At 59.6% G+C, this 24,905-nt stretch carries 11 protein-coding genes; 6 read left to right on the forward strand and 5 right to left on the reverse strand.

The window, feature by feature from the left end:
* Positions 1-19 precede the first annotated feature (19 nt).
* Together BLW03_RS04160 and BLW03_RS04165 are read left to right on the forward strand one after the other, a co-directional pair.
* A complete protein-coding gene (locus BLW03_RS04160) occupies positions 20-2,767 on the forward strand; it encodes a GH36-type glycosyl hydrolase domain-containing protein (RefSeq protein WP_074652481.1) in 2,748 nt (915 codons plus the stop codon).
* 21 nt (positions 2,768-2,788) lie between these two features.
* On the forward strand, positions 2,789-4,111 hold the full coding sequence (locus tag BLW03_RS04165) for an APC family permease (RefSeq protein WP_074652482.1): 1,323 nt from the start codon (positions 2,789-2,791) through the stop codon (positions 4,109-4,111).
* 145 nt (positions 4,112-4,256) lie between these two features.
* Here BLW03_RS04165 and BLW03_RS04170 read toward each other — a convergent pair whose 3' ends face one another.
* Complete coding sequence (locus BLW03_RS04170; protein ID WP_244501954.1) at positions 4,257-5,423, reverse strand: hypothetical protein; 1,167 nt, start codon at positions 5,421-5,423, stop codon at positions 4,257-4,259.
* 289 nt (positions 5,424-5,712) lie between these two features.
* On the opposite strand from BLW03_RS04170, the gene BLW03_RS04175 reads away from it, so the two are divergent.
* From BLW03_RS04175 to BLW03_RS04185, 3 genes are all read left to right on the forward strand, one after another.
* Positions 5,713-7,230: a glycosyl hydrolase family 79 C-terminal domain-containing protein gene (locus tag BLW03_RS04175; RefSeq protein WP_083350309.1), complete on the forward strand. Its 1,518-nt coding sequence runs from the start codon at positions 5,713-5,715 to the stop codon at positions 7,228-7,230.
* Between the two features lie 45 nt (positions 7,231-7,275).
* Complete coding sequence (locus BLW03_RS04180; RefSeq protein WP_074652484.1) at positions 7,276-10,104, forward strand: glycosyl hydrolase family 28-related protein; 2,829 nt, start codon at positions 7,276-7,278, stop codon at positions 10,102-10,104.
* A gap of 254 nt (positions 10,105-10,358) precedes the next feature.
* Positions 10,359-13,817, forward strand: a complete 3,459-nt coding sequence (locus BLW03_RS04185; protein WP_083350689.1) for a TonB-dependent receptor — start codon at positions 10,359-10,361, stop codon at positions 13,815-13,817.
* A 235-nt stretch (positions 13,818-14,052) separates the two neighbouring features.
* Here BLW03_RS04185 and BLW03_RS04190 read toward each other — a convergent pair whose 3' ends face one another.
* The 4 genes from BLW03_RS04190 to BLW03_RS04205 are packed head-to-tail and all read right to left on the reverse strand — an operon-like array spanning position 14,053 to position 23,916.
* Positions 14,053-15,294 (reverse strand): MFS transporter, encoded by a 1,242-nt coding sequence (locus tag BLW03_RS04190; RefSeq protein ID WP_083350310.1) that lies wholly within the window; start codon positions 15,292-15,294, stop codon positions 14,053-14,055.
* 13 nt (positions 15,295-15,307) lie between these two features.
* Entirely contained in the window at positions 15,308-19,783 is a 4,476-nt protein-coding gene (locus BLW03_RS04195) for a M14 family metallopeptidase (RefSeq protein WP_074652486.1), read from the reverse strand.
* Positions 19,780-21,033: a DUF2891 family protein gene (locus BLW03_RS04200; RefSeq protein WP_083350311.1), complete on the reverse strand. Its 1,254-nt coding sequence runs from the start codon at positions 21,031-21,033 to the stop codon at positions 19,780-19,782. Before BLW03_RS04200 ends, BLW03_RS04195 begins: the two co-directional genes overlap by 4 nt.
* Positions 21,034-21,093: 60 nt before the next feature.
* Positions 21,094-23,916 (reverse strand): TonB-dependent receptor, encoded by a 2,823-nt coding sequence (locus tag BLW03_RS04205; RefSeq protein WP_074652488.1) that lies wholly within the window; start codon positions 23,914-23,916, stop codon positions 21,094-21,096.
* 248 nt (positions 23,917-24,164) lie between these two features.
* Between BLW03_RS04205 and BLW03_RS04210 the strand changes: the two genes are divergently transcribed.
* Positions 24,165-24,869 (forward strand): GntR family transcriptional regulator, encoded by a 705-nt coding sequence (locus BLW03_RS04210; RefSeq protein WP_170834956.1) that lies wholly within the window; start codon positions 24,165-24,167, stop codon positions 24,867-24,869.
* Positions 24,870-24,905 lie beyond the last annotated feature (36 nt).

The raw sequence follows: 24,905 nt of genomic DNA on the forward strand, positions 1-24,905 counted from the left end.
CTCGGGAGAAAGGTTCAACGTGCGACGCCGCACCTTCCTGGAACTCGCTGCTCTCAGCGCACTGCATCAGGCCGCACCCTCCGCACGCGCTGCCGCGGTCTCCCGCACCGCGGCTCCTTCCTACGGATCCGGGCATTTCGGCCAGTGGGAGACCGATCGCTTCGGCCTGCCTGCCTATCGCTATACCTGCGACCAGACGCGCGATCCGAAGGCTGTGGAAGCAGTGAACGAAGCGTGGCGCTCGAGGACGGACCATATCCACCAGTTCGGCAATGACCGCGTCGTCGCCGTCGCCTCCAACTATGGCTACGTTCAACTACGCCAGGACGAAGGTAGCCCGAAGTTCCTAAATGACTACTTCCCAGCGAAGCAGCGCTTCGGTGGGGGCATTGGCTACCTCGTTGACGGAGAGCTCTGTGCAGGAACGCACTATCCATCTCCCAAAGCCGCATCCTTCCAACGCACCTTCGGCACTGGCTATCTTCGCAAGCAGCTTCAAGCAGGCGGCTTTGCCATCGACCAGCACATCTTCGCGCCGTTTGGCGACGACCCCGTATTGATCTCGCAGGTCACCATCACCAATCGCACAGCACAGCGTCTCCGCCCACGCTGGATTGAGTACTGGGGCTGCCGTCCCTATCAGTTCTCCTACCGCTCCCTAATGGAAGGCTCCGTCATGACTAACGCCGACGCAGTCCCGCAACTGCGACGCGATCTGAGTCAGCGCTTCGAACCCCGCTTCGAGCAACTACCCAACACGACCGGCCTTCTCGTCGAACATCACTTCCTTGGGCGCTCGAGAGAGGAAGAAGATCTTTGGCTGAAGCTCCAGGAATCCTTACGCAAGAATCCTCACGGCTATTTTGGCGGTCCTGTCGCTCCGCTCGCAGCCGGTGCCAGCATGGACGATCTGGCGCCGCCCGCCACCTTCCTTTTATCGCTCGACGGCGTGGCATCCGGCTTCAGCACCGACGCCAACGCTTTCTTCCGCAATGGACCGGAAGACCCGGTTGGCGCGCATTCCCCGCTCTCCAGCACGATCGACAGCACAGGCGAACCAGCCTTTCTCCTTGAGCGCGCACTAGACCTCGCACCGCATGAGAGCCAGACGCTCACTTTCCTCTACGGTTACCTACCCGAGGGCTTCACGCTCGACTCGCTTATCACCAAATACAGTGCTCAGCCTGCATCGCACCTCGCCGCATCAAGTGAGAAGTGGAAGGCCAACACGCCAGTCTTCCGCGTGGAGGGTTATCCGTGGATCGAGCGCGAGATCGCATGGAACGCCGGCTATCTTCGCAGCGCGCTCACCTATGACAGCTTCTTCCGCGAGCACATCCTCTCGCAGGGTGCGGGCTATCAATACCTCGCGGGCTTGCAGGGTGCCGCGCGGGATCCTCTGCAACACGCGCTCCCGCTCGTCTTCACCGAGCCCGACATCGTCCGCGGCATCCTTCGATACACCTTGAAAGAGATCCAGCCAGAAGGTTCGCTTCCTTACGGGATCGTGGGCTCGTCCGTGCCGATGCCCTGCCGTTACCTTCCCAGCGACTCTGAATTGTGGGTTCTCTGGCTCGCGTCGGAGTATGTGCTCGCAACCCGCGATGTTGCGTTCCTCGACGAGAAAGTCTCCACCTATCCGTCCGGTAGCGCACCGCAACCAGCAAGAACAATCCGTGAGCTACTGGCCCATTGCTTTCAGCACATCACCGAGCGCATTGGGACGGGCGAGCATGGCTTGCAGCGCATTCTGAATGGCGACTGGAATGACAGCATCGTTGTGAATCGACTGACGCCCGAACAGGTCGCGGAGATCACAGCACACGGCGAAAGCGTCTTGAATGCTGCGATGGCTTCGTGGGTCTTCGATCAGTACGCGCGGCTTCTGGAGTACACCCATCAGCCTCAGGCAGCCAACGCCGCACACGCCAAGGCTGAGGCGCAGCGTCAGGCAGTCCGTCGCCAGTGGACAGGCCGCTGGTTCCGCCGCGCGTGGCTCGGCAAAGACTCTGGCTGGAATGGAGAAAAGCAGCTCTGGCTCGAACCGCAACCCTGGGCATTGCTCGGCGGTTGCGCCACGCCGGAACAGAGCGTCGAGCTGATCCACGCCATCGACGAAATGTCGCGCAAGCCCTCGCCCATCGGAGCGCTTCTGCAAAGTCCAGTCGACCCCACCATGAAAGATGCCGCTGGCTCCGGCACAAACGGCGGCATCTTCGCTGCCATCAATGCAACGCTCATCTGGGCGCTGGCGCAGCACGACGGCGCAATGGCATGGGACGAGTGGAAGAAGAACACCTTCGCTGTCCACGCAGAGCGCTACCCCGAGATGTGGTTCGGCATCTGGAGCGGACCCGACGCCTACGACTCCATCTTCGCCAAGCGGCCTGGAGCGACCGGCCCCGACTTCCCAGTGCTCAACATGCACTCCCACGCCTGGCCGCTCTATACCGCCACGAAGCTTCTGGGGGTGGACTTCCATCAGCAGGGCGTCCACCTGCGTCCGGTGCTGCCGGAGGCTTCCTACGAATTCGCGACACCGCTCTTCGGCCTTCGCAAAGTTGCGCCGGGCCGCTACTCCGGCTGGTATGAACCCAGCCAACCCGGCCGCTGGACGATCACTGTGGAGCTTCCCGATGCCGAGCACACTCGTAGTCGCAGTCTCCTTGTGAACGGTGCCGCCGTGCCCTTGGCCGCCGACCGCAGCCTCATCACCTTTGCCGGAGATAGCCGGCCCGGACACCCACTACGTTGGGAGCTCCGCTAAGTCGGCTCAAGGTTTCTGCACATGGAACGTCCATACGATCTGCGCCGCAGCCTACGTCTGCGCGACCTCATCCTCTACGGTATCGTCCTCGTACAACCGACGGCTCCCATGCCCGTCTTTGGTGTGATCTACGAGAAGTCGCACGGGCACGTCACCCTGACGATCCTGCTGGCGCTCTTCGCCATGCTGTTCACTGCCATCAGTTACGGCCGCATGGCCCGCGCTTATCCAAAGGGCGGCTCTGCCTTTCTTTATGTCGGGAAAGAACTTCATCCCGGCCTCGGCTACGTCACCGGTTGGGGTCTGATCCTGGACTACGTCATCAACCCGCTCATCTGCACCATCTGGTGCAGCACTGCGGCCATGAATTTTCTGCCGCACATTCCGTACGTCGCGTGGGTTGTGGGATTCGTCGTCCTCTTCACCATGCTGAACTGCAACGGGATTGAAACCTCAGCGCGCATCAACGCCCTTGTCGCCGCATCCCTTGGGCTCATCATTGTCTGGATTCTGGCAGCAGCCATCCACTACATCGTGACCGTGTTGCATCCCGGAGCCGCCGGCTTCCTTGCCCCCTTTCAGGCAAACAGCCCTGGCGACCATGCGGCCATCATGCGCGGCACTGCAGCGGCCGTTCTCGCCTACATCGGCTTCGACGGCATTTCCACACTGGCCGACGAGGCGCACAATCCACACCGGGATATCTCGCGTGCGATCGTGATGACGTGCTTTGCCACCGGCATTCTCGGCGCCATCGAGGTCTACTTCGCAGAGGTAGCGTGGCCGCGCTCCACGCCGTTCCCTGAGATCAACACCGCCTACATCTTTGTTGCAGGACGTGTGGGCGGTCCCACCCTCTTCGCCGTCGCAAATTTTGCTCTCTTGATCGCCACGGTCGGCTCCGGCATGGCATCGCAACTCGGGGCTGCGCGCCTGCTCTACGCGATGGGCCGCGATGGCGCTCTACCGAGCCGCTTCTTCGGCGAAGTCGACACACGACACCACATTCCGCGCAACAACGTCATCCTGATTGGCCTGGTCTGCCTGGTCGGAGCACTCCTCTTCAGCTTCTCCCTGGGAGCCGACCTTCTCAACTTTGGCGCGTTGCTCGCCTTCATTGGAGTCAACCTGTCTTCTGCGGTGCGCGCCTGGAGGCAGACCTCTGGCAGCAGACTCAGCCGCCTTCTTCCGCTCGTTTCCTCCACTGCAGGCTTCCTCTCCTGCTGCTTCCTGTGGTGGAATCTGTCGCCGAAAGCCAAGGCCGCGGGCTGCGCGTGGACGGCGCTAGGGCTTGTTCTCTTTGCAGTGCGCCGTAATACGCGGCAAGCGAGCAGACCAAGTTAACTCGGGATGGGGCGCCTGCGATGGAGAGCAATAACTGCCTATAGGTGAAGCGGACTTGATAGCGGTAACTCTACAGCGCTGCGCGAGGGCTGAAAGGCAAAGGTCGCGCACCACACTTACCGAAGCGATGCGATGAATGGCCTGATCACCACGTTTTGCTTGCGATGACGGTAGGCGGGCCCGCTCGTCCTCCTACAGCCGTGGTTTGAATCACGACCTCGAAGTTCTCGCTGTTCGTGACCGTGCGCAGAGCAGACTCCAAGGACGAAGGGATGGTGACCACTTCGCCTGCGGCCTGCGTCCCCTGTGACGAGATACCGGCGATGACCATCGCGGGCTGTCCTGTCAGCGGACTCTTGTAGCGAGCTACGATACCGTAATCCTGCCCAATTCTTTGATGGGGAGTTGTAATGTCGACCGACCAAATGCGTGGCTTCACCTGGGCGTCGGGCTTGCTCTCGACGATGCTTCCAGTCCGGCCGTCGGCGCTCTCCTGAAAGACAAAAGGCAGGTCCTTGCTCAGCTGCAGCGTCCAGACATTGTCGAGCGCACCGATCAGTACGGCCGGACCGGTTCGAAGATCGGCAAAATTGACTTCGGGAGCGGGCGATATCAAGTATCGCTGTCCGCTCTTCTCAAGCTGGCCCGCAACGCGCGCTGCAATGTTCGTGTCTTCCAGGGAGAGATTCGGTGAAACCGAGACATCACTGGGGCGCTTCGCGCTAGACGCCCAGTCCGTGCCGATGACCGGCATCACGATGCGTACCTGCAAATTAGAACCGGCGAAGGATGTCCAGAAGCGAGCAATCGGTGTGGGGCGGAGCTTGGCGAAGAGCGGTAGATAACCGAGCAAAGCACCAATCAGCAGACCTGCCAAGACGCCTGCGGCCTGTCTCCACGGCGCAGCGGGCGGTGTCCGGTGCAAAGTGGCCGCTTGAAGCGGGTCCGCTCCTACCGATACCGCCGCCGGAGGCTTTTCCTGAACTTCCGGCGAAGAGGCCAACGGGACAGCGGCGGACGGCTCTGCTACGGCGGGTAAATCGGTGGAGCGGTGGAACTTCGGCAGATAGCTTCCGGGAGGCAGCTCGATACGAATGGCATCGTCGTGACCGTCCGCATAGTAATACTGCGCCAGTTTCTTGCGGAGTTCCGTCGCCGTCACACGCACGATCGGGTCTGCGTTTGTATCGTAGTCAGGCTTTCGGCCGAAGACTTCCACGCCGAGCGTTCGCTCCTTAGGCGGCTGTAACTCGGAGTGTGTCAGCGATTCATGGACGACGTAGTTCAGGAATGCCGGGAGGCGTTTGCTCATCCGGAAGAGCGGATGCGCAAGGAGCCTCTCTAACTCTCTATCAATCGTGCGGCGATCTTCTTCACTGATCTGCGCTGCTGGAATTGGCTGCTTCTGAACCATCAGGTATTAGTATCGCGCGTTTCCCGCCTGCATTCCGGGCGGAATTCTTCGATGGAGCGCCGTATGATACGTCCGCACAAGTAAATGATAATGAAAGACTTGTATCGCATGTTGCCGTTAGATCAGGGCTCGGACTGGTTTTCACGGATAGAGTGGGTTCGCGCCTGAAGCAGGTGCAGGAGAGCACGTGAACACGAAGACAGCGCCGGCCGAACATTCCCAGCCACAGGACAATGAATCCAGAAATACCACCATCGTGAGCCGTCGAGACGTCCTGCTTGGCATGGCAGCGCTTAGCGGCACGACACTTCTCGATGCGCCGATGATGCGCGCGATGTCTCTTGAAGCCGCTACGGTGACAGTCACGGTTGGCTCCGCAGCTGGCGCAACGATCCCCAGCGACTACACCGGCCTGAGTTATGAGACGTCTCAGTTAACTCATCCCGCGTTCTTTGCGAAAGAGGCGTTGGTGTTGGAGCGCTACTTCCGTTTGTTGGGCAAGGATGGCGTCCTTCGCATCGGCGGCAACATGAGCGAGTTCACGTTCTGGAACACGAAGTCGACCGGCGAGGGATCGCCCACGGATGTGGAGGGACCCGATCCCGGAAAGGGCTCGGACCGCACCTTCCAGATTCCGCCCGTGGCGATCGACCACCTGGCTGCTTTCCTGGAACGGACCGGCTGGAAGCTGATCTACGGCCTGAACCTCCGCGCGGGATCTGCAGAGATCGCGGCGGACGAGGCGGAGTATGTCTCCAGGAAGGTTGGCAGCAAACTGATCGCGCTGCAGTTCGGGAACGAGCCGGACCTTTTCAAGGAAGCCAGCGACGCGTCGAAGCACTGGACCTATAACGAGTTCATCGCGAAGTGGCAGACGTTCTACGACACCGTGCATTCACGCGTGCCGCATGTGCCCATCGCAGGCCCGGATACATCCTTCCAACCGGTCTGGATGAAGCGATTTGCGGAGGAAGAGAAGGGTAAATTCCAACTGCTGACCGGGCACTACTACGCCGGTGGACCGCCGACCGATCCGAAGATGACGACAGAGTTCCTTCTGGAGCCGAATACACGCCTGGTGGATCATGTTCTGCGTGCGATTGAGATTGCGAAAGCTAACGATGTTCCCTACCGCATGTCCGAAGGCAATACCTGCTACGGCGCGGGCAAAAAGGGCGTCAGCGATACCTTCGCGTCTGCGCTCTGGGTACTCGATTTCTGGCTGGCATTGGCGCAGCAGGGATCGGTGGGTGTCAACCTTCATGGCGGCGGCAATGGGTACTACACGCCCATTGCCGGATCGCCTCAGGCGGGCTTCGTCGCCCGGCCCATCTTCTACGGCATGATGCTGGCCGGACAGTTCGCCGGCGCGCAACTGCTTCCATGCACGTCGGAGAGCGGTGGCAAAAACGTGGTGGGTTACGCAGCGCGCAAGTCAAAGGAAGTGCTGGTGGCCGTCATCAACCGCGGCAGCATCGCTTCCACGGTTGAGATCACACCGCCCGTGGGAGCTGGGAAAGCTTCGGTATGGAGACTCGAGGCTCCGGCCGTCGACAGCACCAGCGGTGTCACGCTCGCGGGGGCATCTGTCGATGCCGATGGTAAATGGTCTCCGGCGAAGATCGAGACGCTCCGCATCTCCGCGGGCAAGGGATCCCTGGCGCTTCCGGCCTACAGTGCTGCGCTGGTTCGCTTCAGCATTTGAGACAACGGGACTCGATTGGCCGAAGCATGGTGAGATAGGAGACATATGAAGTCCGGTCTTCTCATGGCCGTCAGCGTCTGCCTGGCTTTGTCAGTCGGTGCGGCTGCCGCACAGCAACGAGGCGCCTCGGCTTTTCTTACGCGGCCCACCGACGACAACGCCCCGACCTTCAACGCGGTGCAGTGCGCGAATCATGCGGACTGCACCGCAGTTCTTCAGCGGGCGATTGACGATCTGCAGAGCGCACGGCATCAGGGGGTTCTGTGGATTCCCGAGGGCAGCTACCGTCTGAGCGGGACCGTCACGGTGTGGACCGGCATCCGGCTCATGGGCTTTGGACAACATAGACCCGTCTTCGAACTCGCCGACAATACATCAGGCTTTACTGGAGATAAGCCTCATCCGCTCTTTCACTTTGCGCACGAACGGCCCAAGCCAGGTCTGCCCGTGCAGGACGGTACCTCCGACACCTTCTACAGCGCCTTTGAGAATCTCGACATCACGGTCGGTAGCGGCAACCCGGCGGCATCGGGAATCCGCTTCCACGTGGCACAGCACGGCATTCTGGCACATCTGAGCATCACCTTGAAGTCCGGTCATTCGGCGCTGCAGGACGTGGGTAATGTTGCCTTTGACGTACACCTGAAGGGTGGCGATTTCGGCATCGATACCGGCAAGACAGCGCCAGGCTGGCCTTTCATGCTGATGGACTCCGAGATTGACGGCCAGCATGTTGCCGGCATCCGTACGCGCGAGGCCGGTATGACCCTGGAGCGAGTGACGATCGCGCAGACACCCGTCGCCATTGCCATCCCTGAGGGGCAGGTCGATCAACTCTTCCTCTCCAACAGCCTCTTTCGCAACATCTCGGATAGCGGCATACAGACCGGCAATGTGAAGAATGCCTGGTCGCAAATCTCCGCCCAGAATCTTGGCTGTGTAGGCGTCAAGCGTCTCTTCCCTGACCTGGGCGACGTCCCCGGCTATCGCCGCAGCGAGATGAAGTCCGGAACGTTTGTTGTGGACCGGCTGCGTCTCGGTGTCGCAGTCGGAGCGGACGGAGGAAACACCGGCGTGCATCTTGCAATCGCATCGCACATCGGCACCTTTGCGATGCTTGTGACAGACGTTGTTGGATTGCCAGCCGTAAACGATTGGGTAAGCGTGCGTGCGCTGGGTGCATCCGGTGATGGGCTGCATGACGATACCGAAGCGCTACAGACCGCCATTGACGGGCATCGCGTATTGTTTTTCCCCGCAGGCCGCTATCGGCTGACGGGCACCTTGCACCTGCGGTCCGACACGGTCCTGGTGGGGTCGCAGCCGTTCACCACGCAAATTGTTCTTGCGGACAACACCCCGGCTTTTTCGGGAACCGGTTCCATGATCCCAATGGTCGAAGCACCCCGTGGAGGCAGCAACGTCCTGAGCGGCATTGGCATCTCGGCGGGGGCATTCAACCCACGGGCGGCGGGTGTACTGTGGCAGGCCGGGCCGCGTTCGCTGCTGGAGGATGTCAAGTTCTTCGGCGGTCGGGGCACTCTGTCCGCTGACGGCAAGCCGCTACAGGTGTATCCGGCAACCGCAGGAGTCGATCCTTCCGATGTATCCAAGGGTTGGGGCACGCAGTTCCCAAGCCTGCTGGTGCGCGGTGGGGGCGGGGTCTTCCGTGGCATATGGAGCGCAAGCGGCTTCGCGAAGGCCGGTCTTACGATCGAGGACACGGCTGTTCCAGGCCGGATCTACGGCTTCTCCTGCGAACACCACATGCGCAACGAGGTGCAATTGCACAGCATTTCGGGCTGGCGTATTGAGGCACTGCAGACCGAGGAAGAGACGGAGCAGGGCCGTGACGCGATCTCGCTCGAGGCGCGTGACGCAAAGGATGTGATCTTTGCCAACCTGTTTCAGTACCGCGTTTCGCGAAGCGTGGGACCTGCGGACCACGCGACGGAGATCGGCCAGAACGCATCGTTGGAATTCGCCAATGTCCACGTCTTTGCGGGTGGCCGTTATGCCTTCGACAACAGCATGCTGGATCTACGCACAGGTGTTCGAACAAGGGTTCGGGACTTCGCCTCCATGGGAACGGTCACGCCCTTAGTGAAACCTGTTGCATTCAGCGCGTGGCGTGGAGCCAAGCTGCAGGTTCTGGCCTCGGGCTTTCAGGACGTTACAGGAGTGATTGCCGAAGCGGATGGTAACGTTCTCTTCACGGACGCGGTTGCTCACCGGTTGCTGCGTTGGGAACGCGCGACTCGTCTCGTGAAGGAACTGGATGTTCCGGCAGGCTTCCGCCCTGTAGTTGCGGTGTCGTCAGAGCGGGGCTTTGTGACCGTCCTGGGAGCGGATAATCGACTGCTGGAACTCGCCCCGGACGGCGCAGCGCGGGACGTTGCGACTGCCGCGATCCCCTCCGATGCTCGCCTCCGTCTGCCGGCCGGTGGCCATAGCAATCTTGCAGCAGTTGTCACCGTACAGAACGCCTCGCGGGGCTTCAACCTTGGAAGAGATGCTGGCTGGCTGCCATCGCCCAAGGACATGCGACCGTTGCTCTACGCCTCGCAGTTTGCAACGCTGTTGCCGGGGCAGACGCAGCTGCAGGCTCTGGAGGATGGCGCTCGCATCGTCCGGCTCTCCGCAGACGGTGCACACGTTCCCTTTGCCGAAATTGGCGGCACATCGCTCGCGGCAGGGGCGTTTGGCGAGAGTTACCTGGCTGGCGAGCAGTTGCTGGTCCTGGATCGTGAGGGGCGGCAAGTCGGCACTGTCGCAGTCCCGGAACGCCCAACGGCAGTCACTGCCGGGGGCGACGGAACGCTCTATGTAGGCGCCCGCTCAACCCTCTACTCTCTCCCGGTGGAAGCGCACTAGGAAGATGACTGGACCAGCGCGAAGGGCCCTTGCAGATGGTGCGGGCGGACGTATCATACGTCCCTTTCCCGACGTCCAGAAAATCCCCTAACGTACAGATTCGATGAGACGTAAGTGGGGCGGTTAATGCGGCTTCGTGTCTGTACCGTAAGGCACTAACCAACGGTCATTCCGTCTACGTAGATTTGCCCGCGTTGTTGGATCAGAAAGAAGCTGGCGGCGAACGAACGCCCAGCATGGAGAAGCTACAGAAGATGAAACACAACTTACGAGGCAAGTGGCAGAGCGCAGCACAGATTTCCGGTGATGGACGACGTGGACCGGGGTCACGAGCGGTTTGGTTGGCGGCGTCGTTGACCCTTGGCGCGGGGTTCATGGGCTCCACCATCTTCCCAAGAGCGATGTACGCGCAGAGTGCCAACGCTACCGTTCGCGGATCGGTTACAGATGCTGGCGGATCGCTGGTTCCAAACGCCACGGTCGCGCTGCGCAACCAGGAGACCCGCGTCCTGGTATTCCAGGGTAAGGCGCAGGAGAACGGGACCTTCGTCGTCCCGCAGGTCCCGGCCGGCAACTATTCGCTGACCGTCGAGGCCCCGGGCATGAAGACGTCCACGCTGAACGACATCGTCGCCAGCGTCTCGCAGGTCACCTCGCTGGAGGTGAAGCTTGAGGTTGGTTCGGCGAACGAGCAGGTGACCGTGACGGCCGCCACGGTGACGCAGGACCTAGACCGCGATACCTCGAATATCAGCACGCTGATCTCACCGGCTGAGGTGCAGAACCTTCCGCTGCAGTCCCGCGACGCCTACAACCTGCTGGCCATAGTGCCCGGCATCACGCACGGCGGCTCCGCGACCAACGTCAATCAGCAGCAGATCTCCATCAACGGCAGCCGCTCACTCAATACGGAACTGCTGCTGGACGGTGTCTCCCTGGTGGTCCCCTCCACCGGCTTCACCGCTGGCCTCCCCTCGCCCGATGGCATCACCGAGTTCCGCGTCCTGTCGCTGAACGCTCCAGCGGAGTTCGGCAGAACCTCAGGCGGTGTGATCACCGTCAGCACCAAATATGGCACGGACACCTTCCACGGCAACCTGTACACGCTGGCTCGCAACGAGATCCTGAATGCCAACAGCTACGCCAACGGACTCAAGAGTCCCGTCGTGGCGAAACAGCGCGATCGCTATTTCCAGTTTGGAGGCAGCATTGGTGGACCACTTTTTGTCCCGCGGCTGTACGGACGCAACCACCAGACGTTCTTCTTCGTGAACTACGATCGCACGCTGCAGTTGGTGCCGGACACACAGACACAGACAGTGCCGACGGCCGATTGGCGTGCCGGTAATTTCAGTTCGGCACTCACCACCATCGTGAATCCTGTAACGAGGACACCCTTCGTGGGCAACCGGCTGTCCTCGATCGACCCGGCTGCGGCGGCGATCATGGCGCGGCTGCCGTTGCCGAACACTACCGGCACTTTCGATGCGGTAAACAACCGTTATACGAGTAATTACGTGTACTCCACGACGCGCCGCTTGAACTCGCAGCGTGTGGTCGGACGTCTCGATCAGCAGATCCACACATCGGATCGCCTCTTCGCGTCGGTCTATCGATTCACGGGCAGCTCGCCACAGGTCGCCGACTATAACGATGCCCTGCTGAACACCACTTACGATTGCGCCTGCACCGAGGGATGGTCTGCATCGCTGGGCGAAACACACGTCTTCACGCCGACACTTGTGAGCGAATTGCACTTCGGGTTCTTCCGCTATGGATCGTTCCGCAATCCCACGGGAGACAATGCCAATGTCCCCAGCACCTTCAAGATTCCCAGCACGCCCATGGATCAACTTCCGTATCTGAATATCAGCGGTAACTCTGCCATCGGCGCGAACACGAACACGACGCAGTTCAACGTGACCAATACCTTCACGCCTTTTGGATCTATCACGAAGACCTGGGGCCCACACACGATCAAGGCCGGTTTCGCCTACCGTTGGAACCAGTTCAACTCCTTCAACCCTGCGTCGTATGTGAATGGATCCCTGAACTTCAACGGCGAGATCACCAGTCCCAACGCCACCACGGGCAACCCTGCGAATGCGTTGGCCGACTTCCTGCTGGGCCGAATCAAGACCGGGAATTATGAGATTCCTCAGCCCGCCACGGGTCGGCGGAATCACAACCTTGGATTGTTTGCACAGGATGACTTCCGAGTGAACTCCAAGTTGACTCTGAACCTGGGCGTTCGCTACGAGTATGAATCGCCACAGACCGTCAGCAACAACATCTACTCGCGTATTCAAGAATCGACGGGCACGCTGCTGGTCGCAGGCAAAAATGCATCGACCTCGCTGAACATCAATACGCCAAAGCTAAACTTTTCGCCGCGCCTGGGCTTCGCCTACAGCGCGAATCCTTCGACCGTAATTCGTGGGGGCTTTGGCACCTTCTATGGCCTCGTGCTGTCCAACCTCGGCGGTCAGATTGCCTATCCCGGTTACGACGTGACATCGAGTTACAACAACCTTGGCACGGCGGTGGCGCAGCCGTTCACGCTGTCGCAGGGCCTGCCCCTGAATGGGGTGCGCGACCTGAACAATCCAGGTGCGGTATTCAACGGCACTAGCGCTGCTAATCCGCTGACGATTAGCGGTGTCCAGTTCGGCGGCCTCTCTCCCATGTCGATGGTGCAGCAGTACAACCTGGGTGTGCAGCAGAAGCTCCCCTGGAACATGCTGGCGGAGATCAACTACGTGGGCAATCACGGTCTGCATCTACCGGTGAACGTACCTCAGAATCTGGTGCCGATCTCGCAGTGGGACTCCGTCGCGCTGGCAAACTCCACGCTGGCGCAGCAGAACGCCAAGCCCTTCCACAACATTGGATCGTTCACTTCGGTCTACAACGTTGGCAACGCTCGTTACAACGCGCTGCAGGCTTCGTTGCGAAGGCAGTTCAGCACCAGCCTTGCATTTATTGCAAATTACACGTGGTCCAAAAACCAGGATGATGACAGCAGTATCTTTGGCAATGGCGTGCCCACCAATGCTTCGGCCCACGCGCAATACTCGGGCGATAACAAGTTGCGGCGTGCAGACTATGCACTCAGTAGTTTCGACACACGCAATACGCTGAACGTTGCGCTGCAGTTCACGACGCATGGACCTGTATGGCTACGTGACTTTAAGATCGCTCCCATCTTCGTCATGCGGTCCGGCACGCCAGTCAACATCACGCAGAATAACCTGATACCAAACGTGACGGCGCAGCGCCCGAATGGCAGCAGCCAAAATCTGAAGATCAACAAATATCGCGACGGCAGTGTCATCCGTTACTTCCGCCCGATCACCGATGCCAACTTCCCGCTGACGCCGAGCGGTCCGCTCTTCGTCGGCACAGGGACGGCGCGTCGTGCAATTATCCCGGCAGCGCTGGGAACACTGGGCCGCAACAGCATCACAGGGCCGGGGGAAGTCAACCTGGACTTGTCCATCTCACGAACGCTGCCCATTTACAAAGAAGCGAAGTTCCAGATTCGCCTGGACGCCTTCAACGTACTGAACCACGTCAACCTGCAATTCCCGAATACTTCGCTGACCGCGACGGTATCCGGGACGACCCCTATTTTCAACTCATCCACCTTCGGCACGATTAGTTCCGCACAGCCGATGCGGGTGATGCAGTTGGTAGGCAGAATCACCTTCTAAGCAATCACTCGAGATCATCCTGTGGAACGCGGCGCTGCCTGTTAGCCGGCATGCGCCGTGTTCTGCAGGATGACCTCGAGAACATTCGTCCATCCCCGAACCACTGGAGACGTCGCGTCCGAAATGGACATTGCCCCGCAGGGTTAGCGACCCCGGTGAGGCGCCGCGTGACTTCGCGTCTGCTGTTTCTGCTCAATCGTGAAATGACGCGCCCGAGACGGGATTGCTCACTGCGTTACGAACGCGCTCTTGATGGGCGATAGGTCCATTCCGGCCGAATTGCCGTTGCGATGAGTGCCGCAACCAAGAAACCGCCGGTGGTTATAAACAGACCAAACGAAAGCCCATGCGTCTCTGCTAAACGACCGACAGTATAGGGCGCCGCCGCGCTGACGACGCGACCGAGGTTGTATGCAAAACCCATCGCGCGCCCTCGCAGGGCCGTTGGGAAGGCTTCACTGGCAATGACACTGAAGCCACTGAAATATCCGGACCCCCAGAAGCCTACCAAGGGCCCTAGAAACAGCAACATCGTTGGGGTCTTCGCAACGGCATACAGAGGCACGACCATCGCCGCAACCACCAGGAATGTGACGTAAACCCACTTCCGTCCGAAGCGGTCTGCGAGTGGACCAAAGCTGAGGTAGCCAAGAAAAGTCCCGACCTGCATCACGATCGTCCACGTGGAAGTATGGACAACGTCGAGGCCGTGTCCTCCTCTCGAGACTGGCGCAGCGAGGAATGACGGGGCCCACGAGAAGAGACCCCACCAGGCAAAAAGACTGGCTGCGTTCATGCTGGTGATCACCAGGGTACGCAGCGCAAGTTTGCCTCGAAACAAGGCGCTCACAGGCACATCCACGGCTGGTTTCCAGTGCTCAGGCTCCTTCACCTTGCGGCGGATCCAGACGGTGACGAGCGCCGGCAGCAAACCTACAAGGAAGACTGCGCGCCAGCCGAAGTGAGGCATGATGACAGCCACGACGGCGGCAGCCAGTGCGTAGCCGATCGCCCAAGCGCTTTGCACCAATGCAAGCGCCTTGGCGCGATGCTGCTCCGGCCAGGTCTCCGCGACCAGTGCCGCCCCCGCAGCCCACTCTCCGCCCATACCGATCCCGAGCAGCAGGCGGCAGGCCGCTAATTGCGGCACAGTGTGAACGAAGGCGCAGAGGCCCGTACACACCGTATAGATCAGGATGCTGAGCGAGAGGGCACGTGTGCGGCCGAGACGGTCCGCAACAAAACCAAACCCGATACCACCGGCCGCTGCAGCGATGAGCGTGAAGCTCATGATGAGACCCGCTGTTGAGGAGCTCATATGCAGATCTTTCTGCGCGGCCGGGATCACCATGGAATACAACATGACATCCATGCTGTCGAGCATCCAGCCGATGCCCGCAGCCAGCAGGGCGTTGCGCCTCTCCGGATGACGAGCCATTCTCCAGAAGGAAGTGCTTACCGTTGTCGCGTCCGTCATGCTGCTCCGTCTTCTAATGGTGCGTCGGTGATGGCTGCTGGGTCTGATTTGTGGGTGTTGCCGTAGTCAACGACTCGCCTGCAGTTCCGGTCGGGGCGGATGCTGGTGTGGCTGACCCTCCCGGAGGAACAGGCGCACTCGGAAGAGTACCAGCCGGCTTGCTGTCGGGCAGTACCGGGCGATCGCGGTTTACCTGCCACTGCACGCCGTCGAAGAACTCCTTCTGCGTCCGTTTGATCTTGAACTTCCCATCCGAAAGAAACTGCAGATGCGCGTGATCATAAGCCAGACCGGCGCCCGCGACCAGGTGCAGCCAAGGTCCACGTGCCGTTTCGTCCGGCGCTTCCGTATAACCATCGTCATACGTCACGTCGGGAAAGCGCGCGCTGAATGCAGAGGAGCGTGCTCCCGGCTGCTGGCCAACGACTGCCATATAGACCCGTACACCTTTGTAGATGGGCTGCTGGAACGCGCGTTGATCCCACTGCTGACCATAGCGGAAGTAACGTGCATTCATGCGCGAGTTCATATCGATCACGCCGGGAGCACGTCCCATGTTATCGACGATGTAATCCCGCAGAACGTAATTCACGGTCTTGCTCTGTGCATGTTCCGGATCATTAAAGTAATAAAGGCTGGTGAACCATCCGCGCGGTGCCCACCACGCACGGCCTAGCTCTGCCCCATTGCGAGAGATAACCCATGCGGAATACTCAGAGAATGGCTGTACCCATTCATGCGAGGGATACCCGTGGGGGTTCAGAAAGCCATCGGGCAACCACGCCTCCCACAACTGACGTCGCGTGCGAGACTCTGGATAAATCGGATCCTGATCCCACAAGCCCGTGATCATATCGGCAGTAAGCGATGCGTGGTAACCCGCATGCAGCATGTTGTCGGGCGTGATCTTCGCCAGATCCATGGCCAGTTCCGCGCCGTCAGGATTCGTCACCGGATGGATGACCACGTTCACCTTGTCCAGCGCTTTGCGCCTCGCCGGATCTAGCACAAGCTCTTCGGCGAGTTTCTGAATGTGACTGGTGCTGCTGACTTCATTCGCATGCTGACGGCCGGAGTAGACGATCGGCGCCTTCAGCGTTGTCTCCTTCGCAAGCGAACGGAGCGCAGAGGGGGTAGGCAGCATGATGTCCGCAGCCCAGATGTTGTTGCCAAGATAGCTGCGGCCCATCCAATACACATTGGCGCCGGGGAAGGTTGCGAGGCGCGCAAGCAGGTGTTGATTCTCTTCGAGGCCGATCGGCTGATCCCACTGGACATACGTTTTGTCCGCCTTCTGTTCCGCCGGCGTGAAGTCGGTAATCTGCGGGCGGGCGTGTAGCGGCGCGATCACAGCGACCTGTGCCGTGACCACTTCCGGGCGCACGTGCTCGGCAGGATGAAGCTCAAGGGGTAGCGCGAACTCGAAGTTCAGTTCTTTGATATGCGGATATGAGAGACGTGCGGTATACAAACCAGCTGCATGCATCTTCTGCAACCACGCCAGTTGGGCCTGCGCCTGTTCCGTACTCAGGACCGTATGCTCCAGCGAATCTTCGGTGACCTGGTTGCGCCACTCGTCGAATTTATCCTCGCGACTTGCCGCTTCCATGCCCCAGGTGAGTGAGTTCACCCCCTCAACGCCGCTTTGAACACTAGCAGCCAGCAGACGCGGATCTCCGGCGGCCAGCGGCGGCAGATCACGCTCCAGCACATTCTCCTTGCCGTCAGCGGTCCAGGCCAGTCTGACCTGCGGATGTGCGGCGTCCGTGCTGTAGAACTCCACACGAACATGCGGGTCTTTTCCTTCGTCCGAAAGATGCGCAACAGGCAGGATGCGGCCCATGTAGTCCATGATGCCGGTCGAGAAGGTGTTGCCGAAGATGTAGAAGGAGTTCTGTGTTGCAAACAGCAGGTCTTCCTGCAGGCCTTCCAGCGACGAGATTCGCTCCTGATCAAGACCGAGTGCGTAGTCCGGCTCACTCATGTGGAAGTCGACCTTAAGGGTGTCGAAGAGTGGCTGATCCTCGATCTTTGGTTTGCCGTTGCTCTGCTGCAACACGCTGTGGATGACGCGGGGCAGGGTGACGTCCTGGTAGTGATCCCAGAACATCTCAACGTCTGTGGGTACGCGTTCCGTGGCGAGTTGCTTGCCATCGTCCGTGCTGAGAGTGACCCATCCGGTTTCGATGCCGACCTTCTCGTAGTTATTGAACTCTGAGGAGTAGGGGCGCTGATGAATGTATGCGGTGAAGTCACGGGTCAGGAATTCTTTGCCGTCTTTATCGAAGACATGGACGCGGTATGTGGGGCCTTGATCGCTCGCCAGTTTGCTGAACGTCACGCTGGTAAGCGGTATCTTCAGGTCCCGCGCGAGTATCTCGTCGACCGGATATAACTCCTGGATCCAGCGCTCTTCCGTGCGCATGGTCGATTCTTTTTTCGGGTCGCGATAGGGCGCGAACTCGATCGTCATCTTTGCGACGTGCTTTCCAGCCAATGCGGGTTCGATCGAATCCACCAGCCAGCTATAGCCCTGCTTATAGGCAGAGAGAACCTCAACGCGCGCGTCCTTGACTCCGGCCGCGTGCAACGTCTCGCTCAACCGTGTTGCGAGAGCCCTACGTTGAGCCGGGCTTTCACTGACACCGGCCTGTACCAGAACAGATTGACCGGCGGGGACGCTGGCGGCAAGCTTCTGTGCCGTCTCCAGCATGCGTTTTCCTTCCCATACGAAGGACAGGTCTTCAGCTAACGTCGGACTCGCCTGCTGGAACGGCTTCACCTCGGACTGCAAATGCTGCGGCACCTCGCCCTCGCAGCACTTCACACCAGCATGCTTCGCCGCTGTGGCCACTTCGATCTTCGTTGTTCCCAAACGTTCAGCGAGCATCTTCTGAACGAAGTCATGCAGGCCGGGGTCGACTTCATCCACATCCACTTCGGCGCGGACAGTTGCCAGCCCTTTCGGATGATCTTTCGCGAGCTTCGCGCTCCATTGATCCAGGTGGTACAGCGCGGCCGCCGCCTGGCCGACGTCGGAACGCTGTCCAAAGAAATGCCGCAGATCATCGCGCACCTCCTCGACAGACGCGTAGCGCTTATCCGCCTCCCACACATACGGAAGATGTTCGGCAGCGTAAGTGAGCGCTGCGGTTGCGCCTGCAGCATCGCCCCGTACCAGTAAGGCGTCGGCCTTGTCTGCACCGTGCTCCACAACACGCAGTTCTCCTTCGCCGGCGCTCATCGGTGGTAATGCCTTACCAGCACCCGGCTGCATCTTGTCCAGGTCGGCGTTCGGCTTTGCCATCATGAGATCGCGGAGATGATCAGCGGCGGGGGAACCCTCTGCGATGACGGGCGTCCCCTGGATCTGCGATTGCGAAACACCCGATTCCGGCATGGCGAGCGGCAGCGTAATGCCCACTGTCTCAAGTCCGATGCGGGCTGCAAGATTCGCCATCGCGATGCCCTGCTCCCCTGCAGGAACATAGAGCTTTGCAGCGGTGCCGGATGGAACTGGCTTCTTTGCGCTGCCTGTGAGCAGACCTTTCACGGTATACAGTCGCGCCAGGTCAAGCGATCGTGAGTCACCGTTCCCTTCCGGCATCGCGGGCAGTGCGGCGGCTCGCTGAGCTGCAGAGCCATTCAACGACAGGCGAGACTCTCCCGTCAGTATCTGCACTTCGCGAACGGCGCCCAAGGATACTGGCGTTCCCTCTTCCGGCTTCAGCATGCCCGGCAGTGACGCGGCATCGACGGTGCCGTTCATGTGCAGAATGGCTCGCCGCACGCCGCCGTTGTTCGCGGTGAAGACCAGGGCTGTCAATTGCGCAGTCGCCTTGCTCTTTGCCTTTGTGAGTGCGGCATTGATGTTTTTCGCCGTGATGGAAATCTTCTCGCCCGGAATCGACCACAAAAACGGCGCGCGTTCCGCGTAGGCGTTGGCTGCATTCATCAGTCCAACAGGATCAGGTCCTATAACAGCGATGCCGCCGTCGATCGCGACGACTGCACCATCACCGAGCGCCAGAGTAGCGGACACGGCGCGAACGGCTGCTGCGGAGGCTGCAGGTACGGCCGCCTCACCCACCCAGATGCTGGGCGCATTCGTTGAACAACCTTTCACTGCCTGTGGACTTCCCTGCACCACGATCGGCAGCGAGAGTGCCGAGGTCTCGTAACCGATGCGTGCCGCGATGTTGGCTGCGGCTGTGTTCTCCGCTGCACTCGGCGTTGCGGGCACGACGACGTGGCCACACACGGCGTCGGCGATCTTGTCACCATTGGTGTCCTGCAGCAGCATTCCCAGTTGCCAGGGGTTCTCAAGGAAGCTTTCCTTCTCTAGGACCGTTTCGCTTGCAGGGGCCGCAGGAGCAACTGCAGCGGGAGGCTTCACTGGCTGCTGCGTCTTCTTCTGTGCTCGAGACGATGACGTGGAAGTGCCGGCGAGCAGCAGGGTGCATGCAAGAGAAATCGAAAGCGTCTTCATCGAGAGCTGTCCTCGTTGGAAGGTTTGATCTTGGGTACCGGTGGAAGAGGGGTGGCAGGGCCTACGGGTTGTGCTGGAACGTGACGCGCCGCACGCAGGTAGAGAACGGCGTACGTCCCAAGCCAATGCGAACCCAGGTAGCCTGCATCCGGCAGTCCCTTCATGCCCTGCGAGGCATTGATGGTGGCAAGCTGCCTTAAGACAGGAACCCGTGGGTCGTTCGCAGGTAGCGCATCTGCAATCTCGATCATTGCGTACGCGCGAGCGAAGGCAAGACCGATCAGATGAGACTTGCCCGCAAACTCCTCTTTGTCCGTGAGCTTTGATACATCGAAAGGCTTCGCCAGCGTCTGAAACTCTGCCGCGTCGAATGGCACAAGAAAATCAGCGAGCCACTGCGGATACTCCTCATGCGTCAGGACGCGGCTCATCAACTGGGCCTCTACCAGGCATGGCGACAGGAACTCGGTGCCGCCCGGCTCAAAGGCCGTCGGGCAATCGTGATCGGCAGCGAAGAGGCGCTTCGCATTCCGGTCGACGGACGTCTGCAGCTTGTCGTTCGGCACCGCGTGCAACGCATCCAGTACCAGCAGCATGGACATCGCGGTATTAGGATGAACGCCCGCACGAGATGCCACCGGCAGCGCGTCATAGTACGCGATGAGCTTGCCCGCGAAGAACTCCTGCAACGGCTGTAGATTCGTCGCAAGTTTTGCCGCCTCGGGGTCATTCCAGGTGCGCAGTTCCGCGTGCAACTTCAGCAACCATGCGTAGCCATAGGGCTTTTCGAACTGCTTCGCCTGCTTGAAGAACTGAAGCTCCCCGGCAATATTCTTTTCTCCCAGATGATCGACCAGCCTCTCCTGCATCAACCGCCGCAGTGGTAGATCCGGGTAGTCCTTCGAGAGCGCCACCATCATCCACGTGCTGTTTACCGCTGAGTGCCAGTCGTAACAGCCGAAGAAGGCATGCGTCTTGTCATATTCCGTTGCCAGCTCGGGCCGCTGGCTATAACTCCACAAATACTGCGAACCCTCGGGTGCGGGCTGGGGATGATCCAGGCACGCAAGCGGCCATGCGGAAAGTGCGGTCGCCTGCTCCAGCCCGAACACTGGCATAGTCACAGTGGGGAGCGTCTTGCTGTACTTCGCGAGTCTCTTCGCATCTGGCGTGCGGTGCTGTGCTTGTATCCATCGCGGGCCTGCACACAGCACCAGGGCTGCAGCAAGGAATATTCGGCGTGCTGTCATGTTTTTCCTACCCAGGCAGAGAGAGCCTTGTCCGCGCGGGACAAGGCTCTCGGGTTCGGCTTAGAAGATGAAGCGCGCCGCGAGCTCACCCTGTTGACGATTGTTCGAATCGGAGGCTCGCCCAAACTGAGCGGAAGTCACCGTTGTGGTGATACTGCTGCCCAGGTAGTTATTCGTGCCGAACAGGTTGAAGCCCTGCCCATACACTTCAAGGTTCATGCTTTCGTGCAGATGGAACGTCCGCAGCAACCGGAAGTCAAACGTCTTGTAGTTGCTGTTCTGCATGGTGGATGGGTCGATCGCAGCAAGTCCGCGCGTTGCGCGATAAGCGTTGATCGCACCGAAATCTACGTTGCGCGCCACCTGATTCCGCGTGGTTCCAGGAACGTATTGCGACACGGCATCCGCGTTGCTCAAACCGCTGTACGCGCTGAACGGCTGTGACGAACGCAACGTCAGGATGCCGCTTCCCACGAAGCCCCAGGGAAGTTGGACCGCACCGCTGGCAACCAGCGCATGACGGCGATCATTCGATCCCGGGCCCCAGTCCTGATTCAGGTTGAGCGGGTTTGTTACCGTCGCCTGCGGATTGTTGTCGCGGGTCGATTGCAGCGTGTAGGCGATCGTGTACATATAACGCTTCGCCAGGCGCTTATCCACACGCACAAACAATGCCTTGTACTTCGAGGCGGCGATGGGCGCTCGCAGATTGATGATGTTCCATCCCGCTACGGGCCGCGCCGTGCCTGTCGTTGGGAAGTTCAGATCAATGGTGCGGTAGTCATGCAGGCTGTAGCTGTAAAGGCCATCCACGTTGATGGAAAGGTTGTTGTTGATCTGTCGTGAGTAGCCCGCCGAGTACTGCTGTGCGTAAGGATTCTGGAAATTCGGCGCCATGAAGCTGACCGTCGGCTTGTTCGTGGTGCAGAACTGCGCCGCCGTTCGACCGCCGAAAGGGTCGGGGTAGTTCGGGTTGCTGATGGAGATGGAGCAGCTCAGGAGGTTCCGGGCTTCCGAGAAATTCTGCAACGTCTGAATGTTGTTGTAGTAGATTCCGTAGCCAGCACGGACCACGTCGCGGGACTTCCCTGTGATGTCCCACACAAAGCCGATGCGCGGAGCGAAGTTGTTGCTATCTCCGCGAGCTTTGTTGTTATTGATGAACGGGATTGCAGCCTGCGCAGCGGTGTAGTTCAGGTGCTCGTTGAATGATCCGAATTGACGCTCCCACCGAAGTCCCAGGTTGATCGTAAAGCGGCGGGAAAACTTCCACTCGTCCTCTGCGTATAAGCCGAGCGGCGTGGTTGGGATCTTGGTCGAAAGGAATGGGATGGTCTGCGTGTAAGACGTGGGGTTCCGCAGAGCCGCGATCGTCGCTGCATTTTTCGGATCGAAGGCCTGGTCCGTCGCGAAGGTCCACGTTCCGTTGTAGTTGCTCGCGGAACCATCCGTGAAGGGGATGTAACTGAGATCGAAGCCCGTCTTAAAGGTGTGTTGTCCACGAACATAGGACACGCTGTCCAGTAACTGGAAGCGACGTTCGACGCCTGTGTCTGCGTACCCGAATCCGTAGCTGAAGGTCGGGAAGACATACGAGGTCTGCAGACTGGTGAGCACCTGCTGCGAGTAGTTGCCAGGATCGGTGGGGATCGGCGCATTCGGCGGCCCGAGTTGGTACGAGGCATAGGCGTACTGGAAACGAAGATCATTCACCAGCCGCGGCGACAGGGTGTAGGTATGCCCCACCACGATGGACTGACGCGGAATCTGTCCGTTGTAGCAGTTGCGAACTGTTCGACCACCGCAACCCTGGTAGCTGAGCAAGTTCCACTCCTGCGCATAACGCACAAACATCGACTGACGATCGGTCAGGATGTGATCGACACGTCCCGTCAGCATCTGGTCGTGACTTGGCTTATCGAAGATGCCGTCATTCGCGGCATACAACGCAGAGCCAGTGGCGATGGTGTACGTCTCCCGCGTCTGTGTCCGTTCGAAAGCCGCGTAGAAGTGGGTACGGTCTTTCAGAATAGGCCCGCCAATGTCCGCACCAAATTGATTCCGATTGAAGTCGGGGTTGGTGGTCTGGTTGTACTTGGGCACATTGATGAACTTGTTGCGGAAGAGTTCGAAGCCTTCGCCATGAAAGCGGTTCGTTCCACTCTTTGTCGCAACCGAGATCAGGCCGCCCATCGACAAACCATACTCCGCCGGATACTGCGTGATATTCACCTTGAATTCCTGCACGCCGCCCTGCGGAAAGTTCTGACGAGGCTCGCCCATCTCCGCGAAGACATTCGAGACACCATCCACGACAAAGCCATTGGTGTAATAACCAGATCCGCCGCCAATCTGCACGTTGTTATAGAACGAGCGCGAACCATCCTGGCTGGTGCCTGGAACAAGCAGAGCAAGATTCAGATACTGACGGGTGTTGACCGGCAGCTTGTCGATCTCTTCCTGGGTGACAACGCCACCAACCGAATTGCTTTCCGTATTGATCTGCGGCGAATAACCGTCGACCTGCACCGTCTCCGAAGCGCTGCCCGCCACCAGCGTCACGTCCTGCGTGAGATGGCCATCGAGGTTGATGATCAGATTCGCGACGTTGGTCGACGTAAAACCCGGTGCAGAGACCTCGAGACGGTAGCGCCCTGGCTGTACCTGTTGGAAGCGGTAGTTACCCTCTCCAGAGCTGACCAGCTTGCTGCTGACACCCGTGTCGGTATTGACCAGCGTGATCGCTGCACTCGGAATATTTGCTCCGGAAGCATCGTGCACTGATCCGGTGATATCACCGAGCGTGCTTTGTGCAGACACAGTTGCAACGGCGGACAGCAGAAGAAGGGACGAGAAGACCTTCGAGCCAGAACATGGGCGCATAGCTTCCTCCGACGCAACCGCCGATCCTGCCGGTCGCGCCACGATTCACGTGTTTTTCACTGCGGGTTCTCTGCTTATATCTTTTGATTTATTTTCTGTCAACGCATTTGTTGCGCGGCCGCATGAGTAGACATATCCGTTGATTTAGGCTTCTTTTGCGGCCACAAGCGCTTTGCTGTTGACCGTGCCCCATCCCTGCACGCAGAATGTGCGAGATTGTATACAACTGCAAATCGGAGGAGGCCGCGTTGACTGAGGCTCTCAGAATCTACAGCCTGATGCGAAATGACATCATCAGTTGCGACCTGGTCCCCGGCGCTGCCGTGTCGGAGGCAGAACTATGCACGCGCTACAAGGTGAGCCGGACGCCGGTTCGCGAAGCCTGCCGGCGCCTTCAGGAAGAAGGCCTGCTGCAGATTGTTCCCTTCCGCGGTTATTTCATTTCCCCGCTCACCACGGAAGAATATCGAAGCCTCAACGAGATGCAGCTTGTACTGGATCCTGCCGCGGCCGCAATGGCTGCCGAGCGTGCATCCGACGAGCAAATCGCCAACATAGAACGATGGGCCAATTACATCTACTATGCCGGCGAGAAGAAGAGTTACGAGACCTTCCTGGAATGGAATCGCAACTTCCACATTGAGATCGCGCAGGCAAGCGGTAACGAGATCATGGTGGAGATGACCGTGAATCTGCAGACGCGGCTCATTCGCTACTTCTACCTGGTGATCTCCATGGCAAGTTACGGCAAGGAGCTGGTGGAAGAGCACCAGGCCATGATGCGGGCCATTCGTGCGCGCAAGCCGGCGGATGCAAGGGATCGCGCTACCGAACACGTCATTCGCACGATGGAGCGCACGTCCCTGATTCGAATTCCGCAGGGCGGCTTCCGGGGTGATCCTCGTCCCACGACGTCAATCCGCGTACGAGCAGAACGTCGTTCGATCGACTGAATGTATGGCATGGCCTATCTACGCTGATATTTTCGA

It is taken from the genome of Terriglobus roseus (assembly GCF_900105625.1).
Classification (GTDB): domain Bacteria; phylum Acidobacteriota; class Terriglobia; order Terriglobales; family Acidobacteriaceae; genus Terriglobus; species Terriglobus roseus_B.

Excerpts from the sequence above, each read along its gene's own strand:
- BLW03_RS04190 (WP_083350310.1), bottom strand. The coding sequence starts at position 15,294 with ATGACGGACGCGACAACGGTAAGCACTTCCTTCTGGAGAATGGCTCGT.
- BLW03_RS04195 (WP_074652486.1), bottom strand. The coding sequence starts at position 19,783 with ATGAAGACGCTTTCGATTTCTCTTGCATGCACCCTGCTGCTCGCCGGC.
- BLW03_RS04180 (WP_074652484.1), top strand. The coding sequence starts at position 7,276 with ATGAAGTCCGGTCTTCTCATGGCCGTCAGCGTCTGCCTGGCTTTGTCA.
- BLW03_RS04185 (WP_083350689.1), top strand. The coding sequence starts at position 10,359 with ATGAAACACAACTTACGAGGCAAGTGGCAGAGCGCAGCACAGATTTCC.
- BLW03_RS04205 (WP_074652488.1), bottom strand. The coding sequence starts at position 23,916 with ATGCGCCCATGTTCTGGCTCGAAGGTCTTCTCGTCCCTTCTTCTGCTG.
- BLW03_RS04170 (WP_244501954.1), bottom strand. The coding sequence starts at position 5,423 with ATGAGCAAACGCCTCCCGGCATTCCTGAACTACGTCGTCCATGAATCG.
- BLW03_RS04165 (WP_074652482.1), top strand. The coding sequence starts at position 2,789 with ATGGAACGTCCATACGATCTGCGCCGCAGCCTACGTCTGCGCGACCTC.
- BLW03_RS04200 (WP_083350311.1), bottom strand. The coding sequence starts at position 21,033 with ATGACAGCACGCCGAATATTCCTTGCTGCAGCCCTGGTGCTGTGTGCA.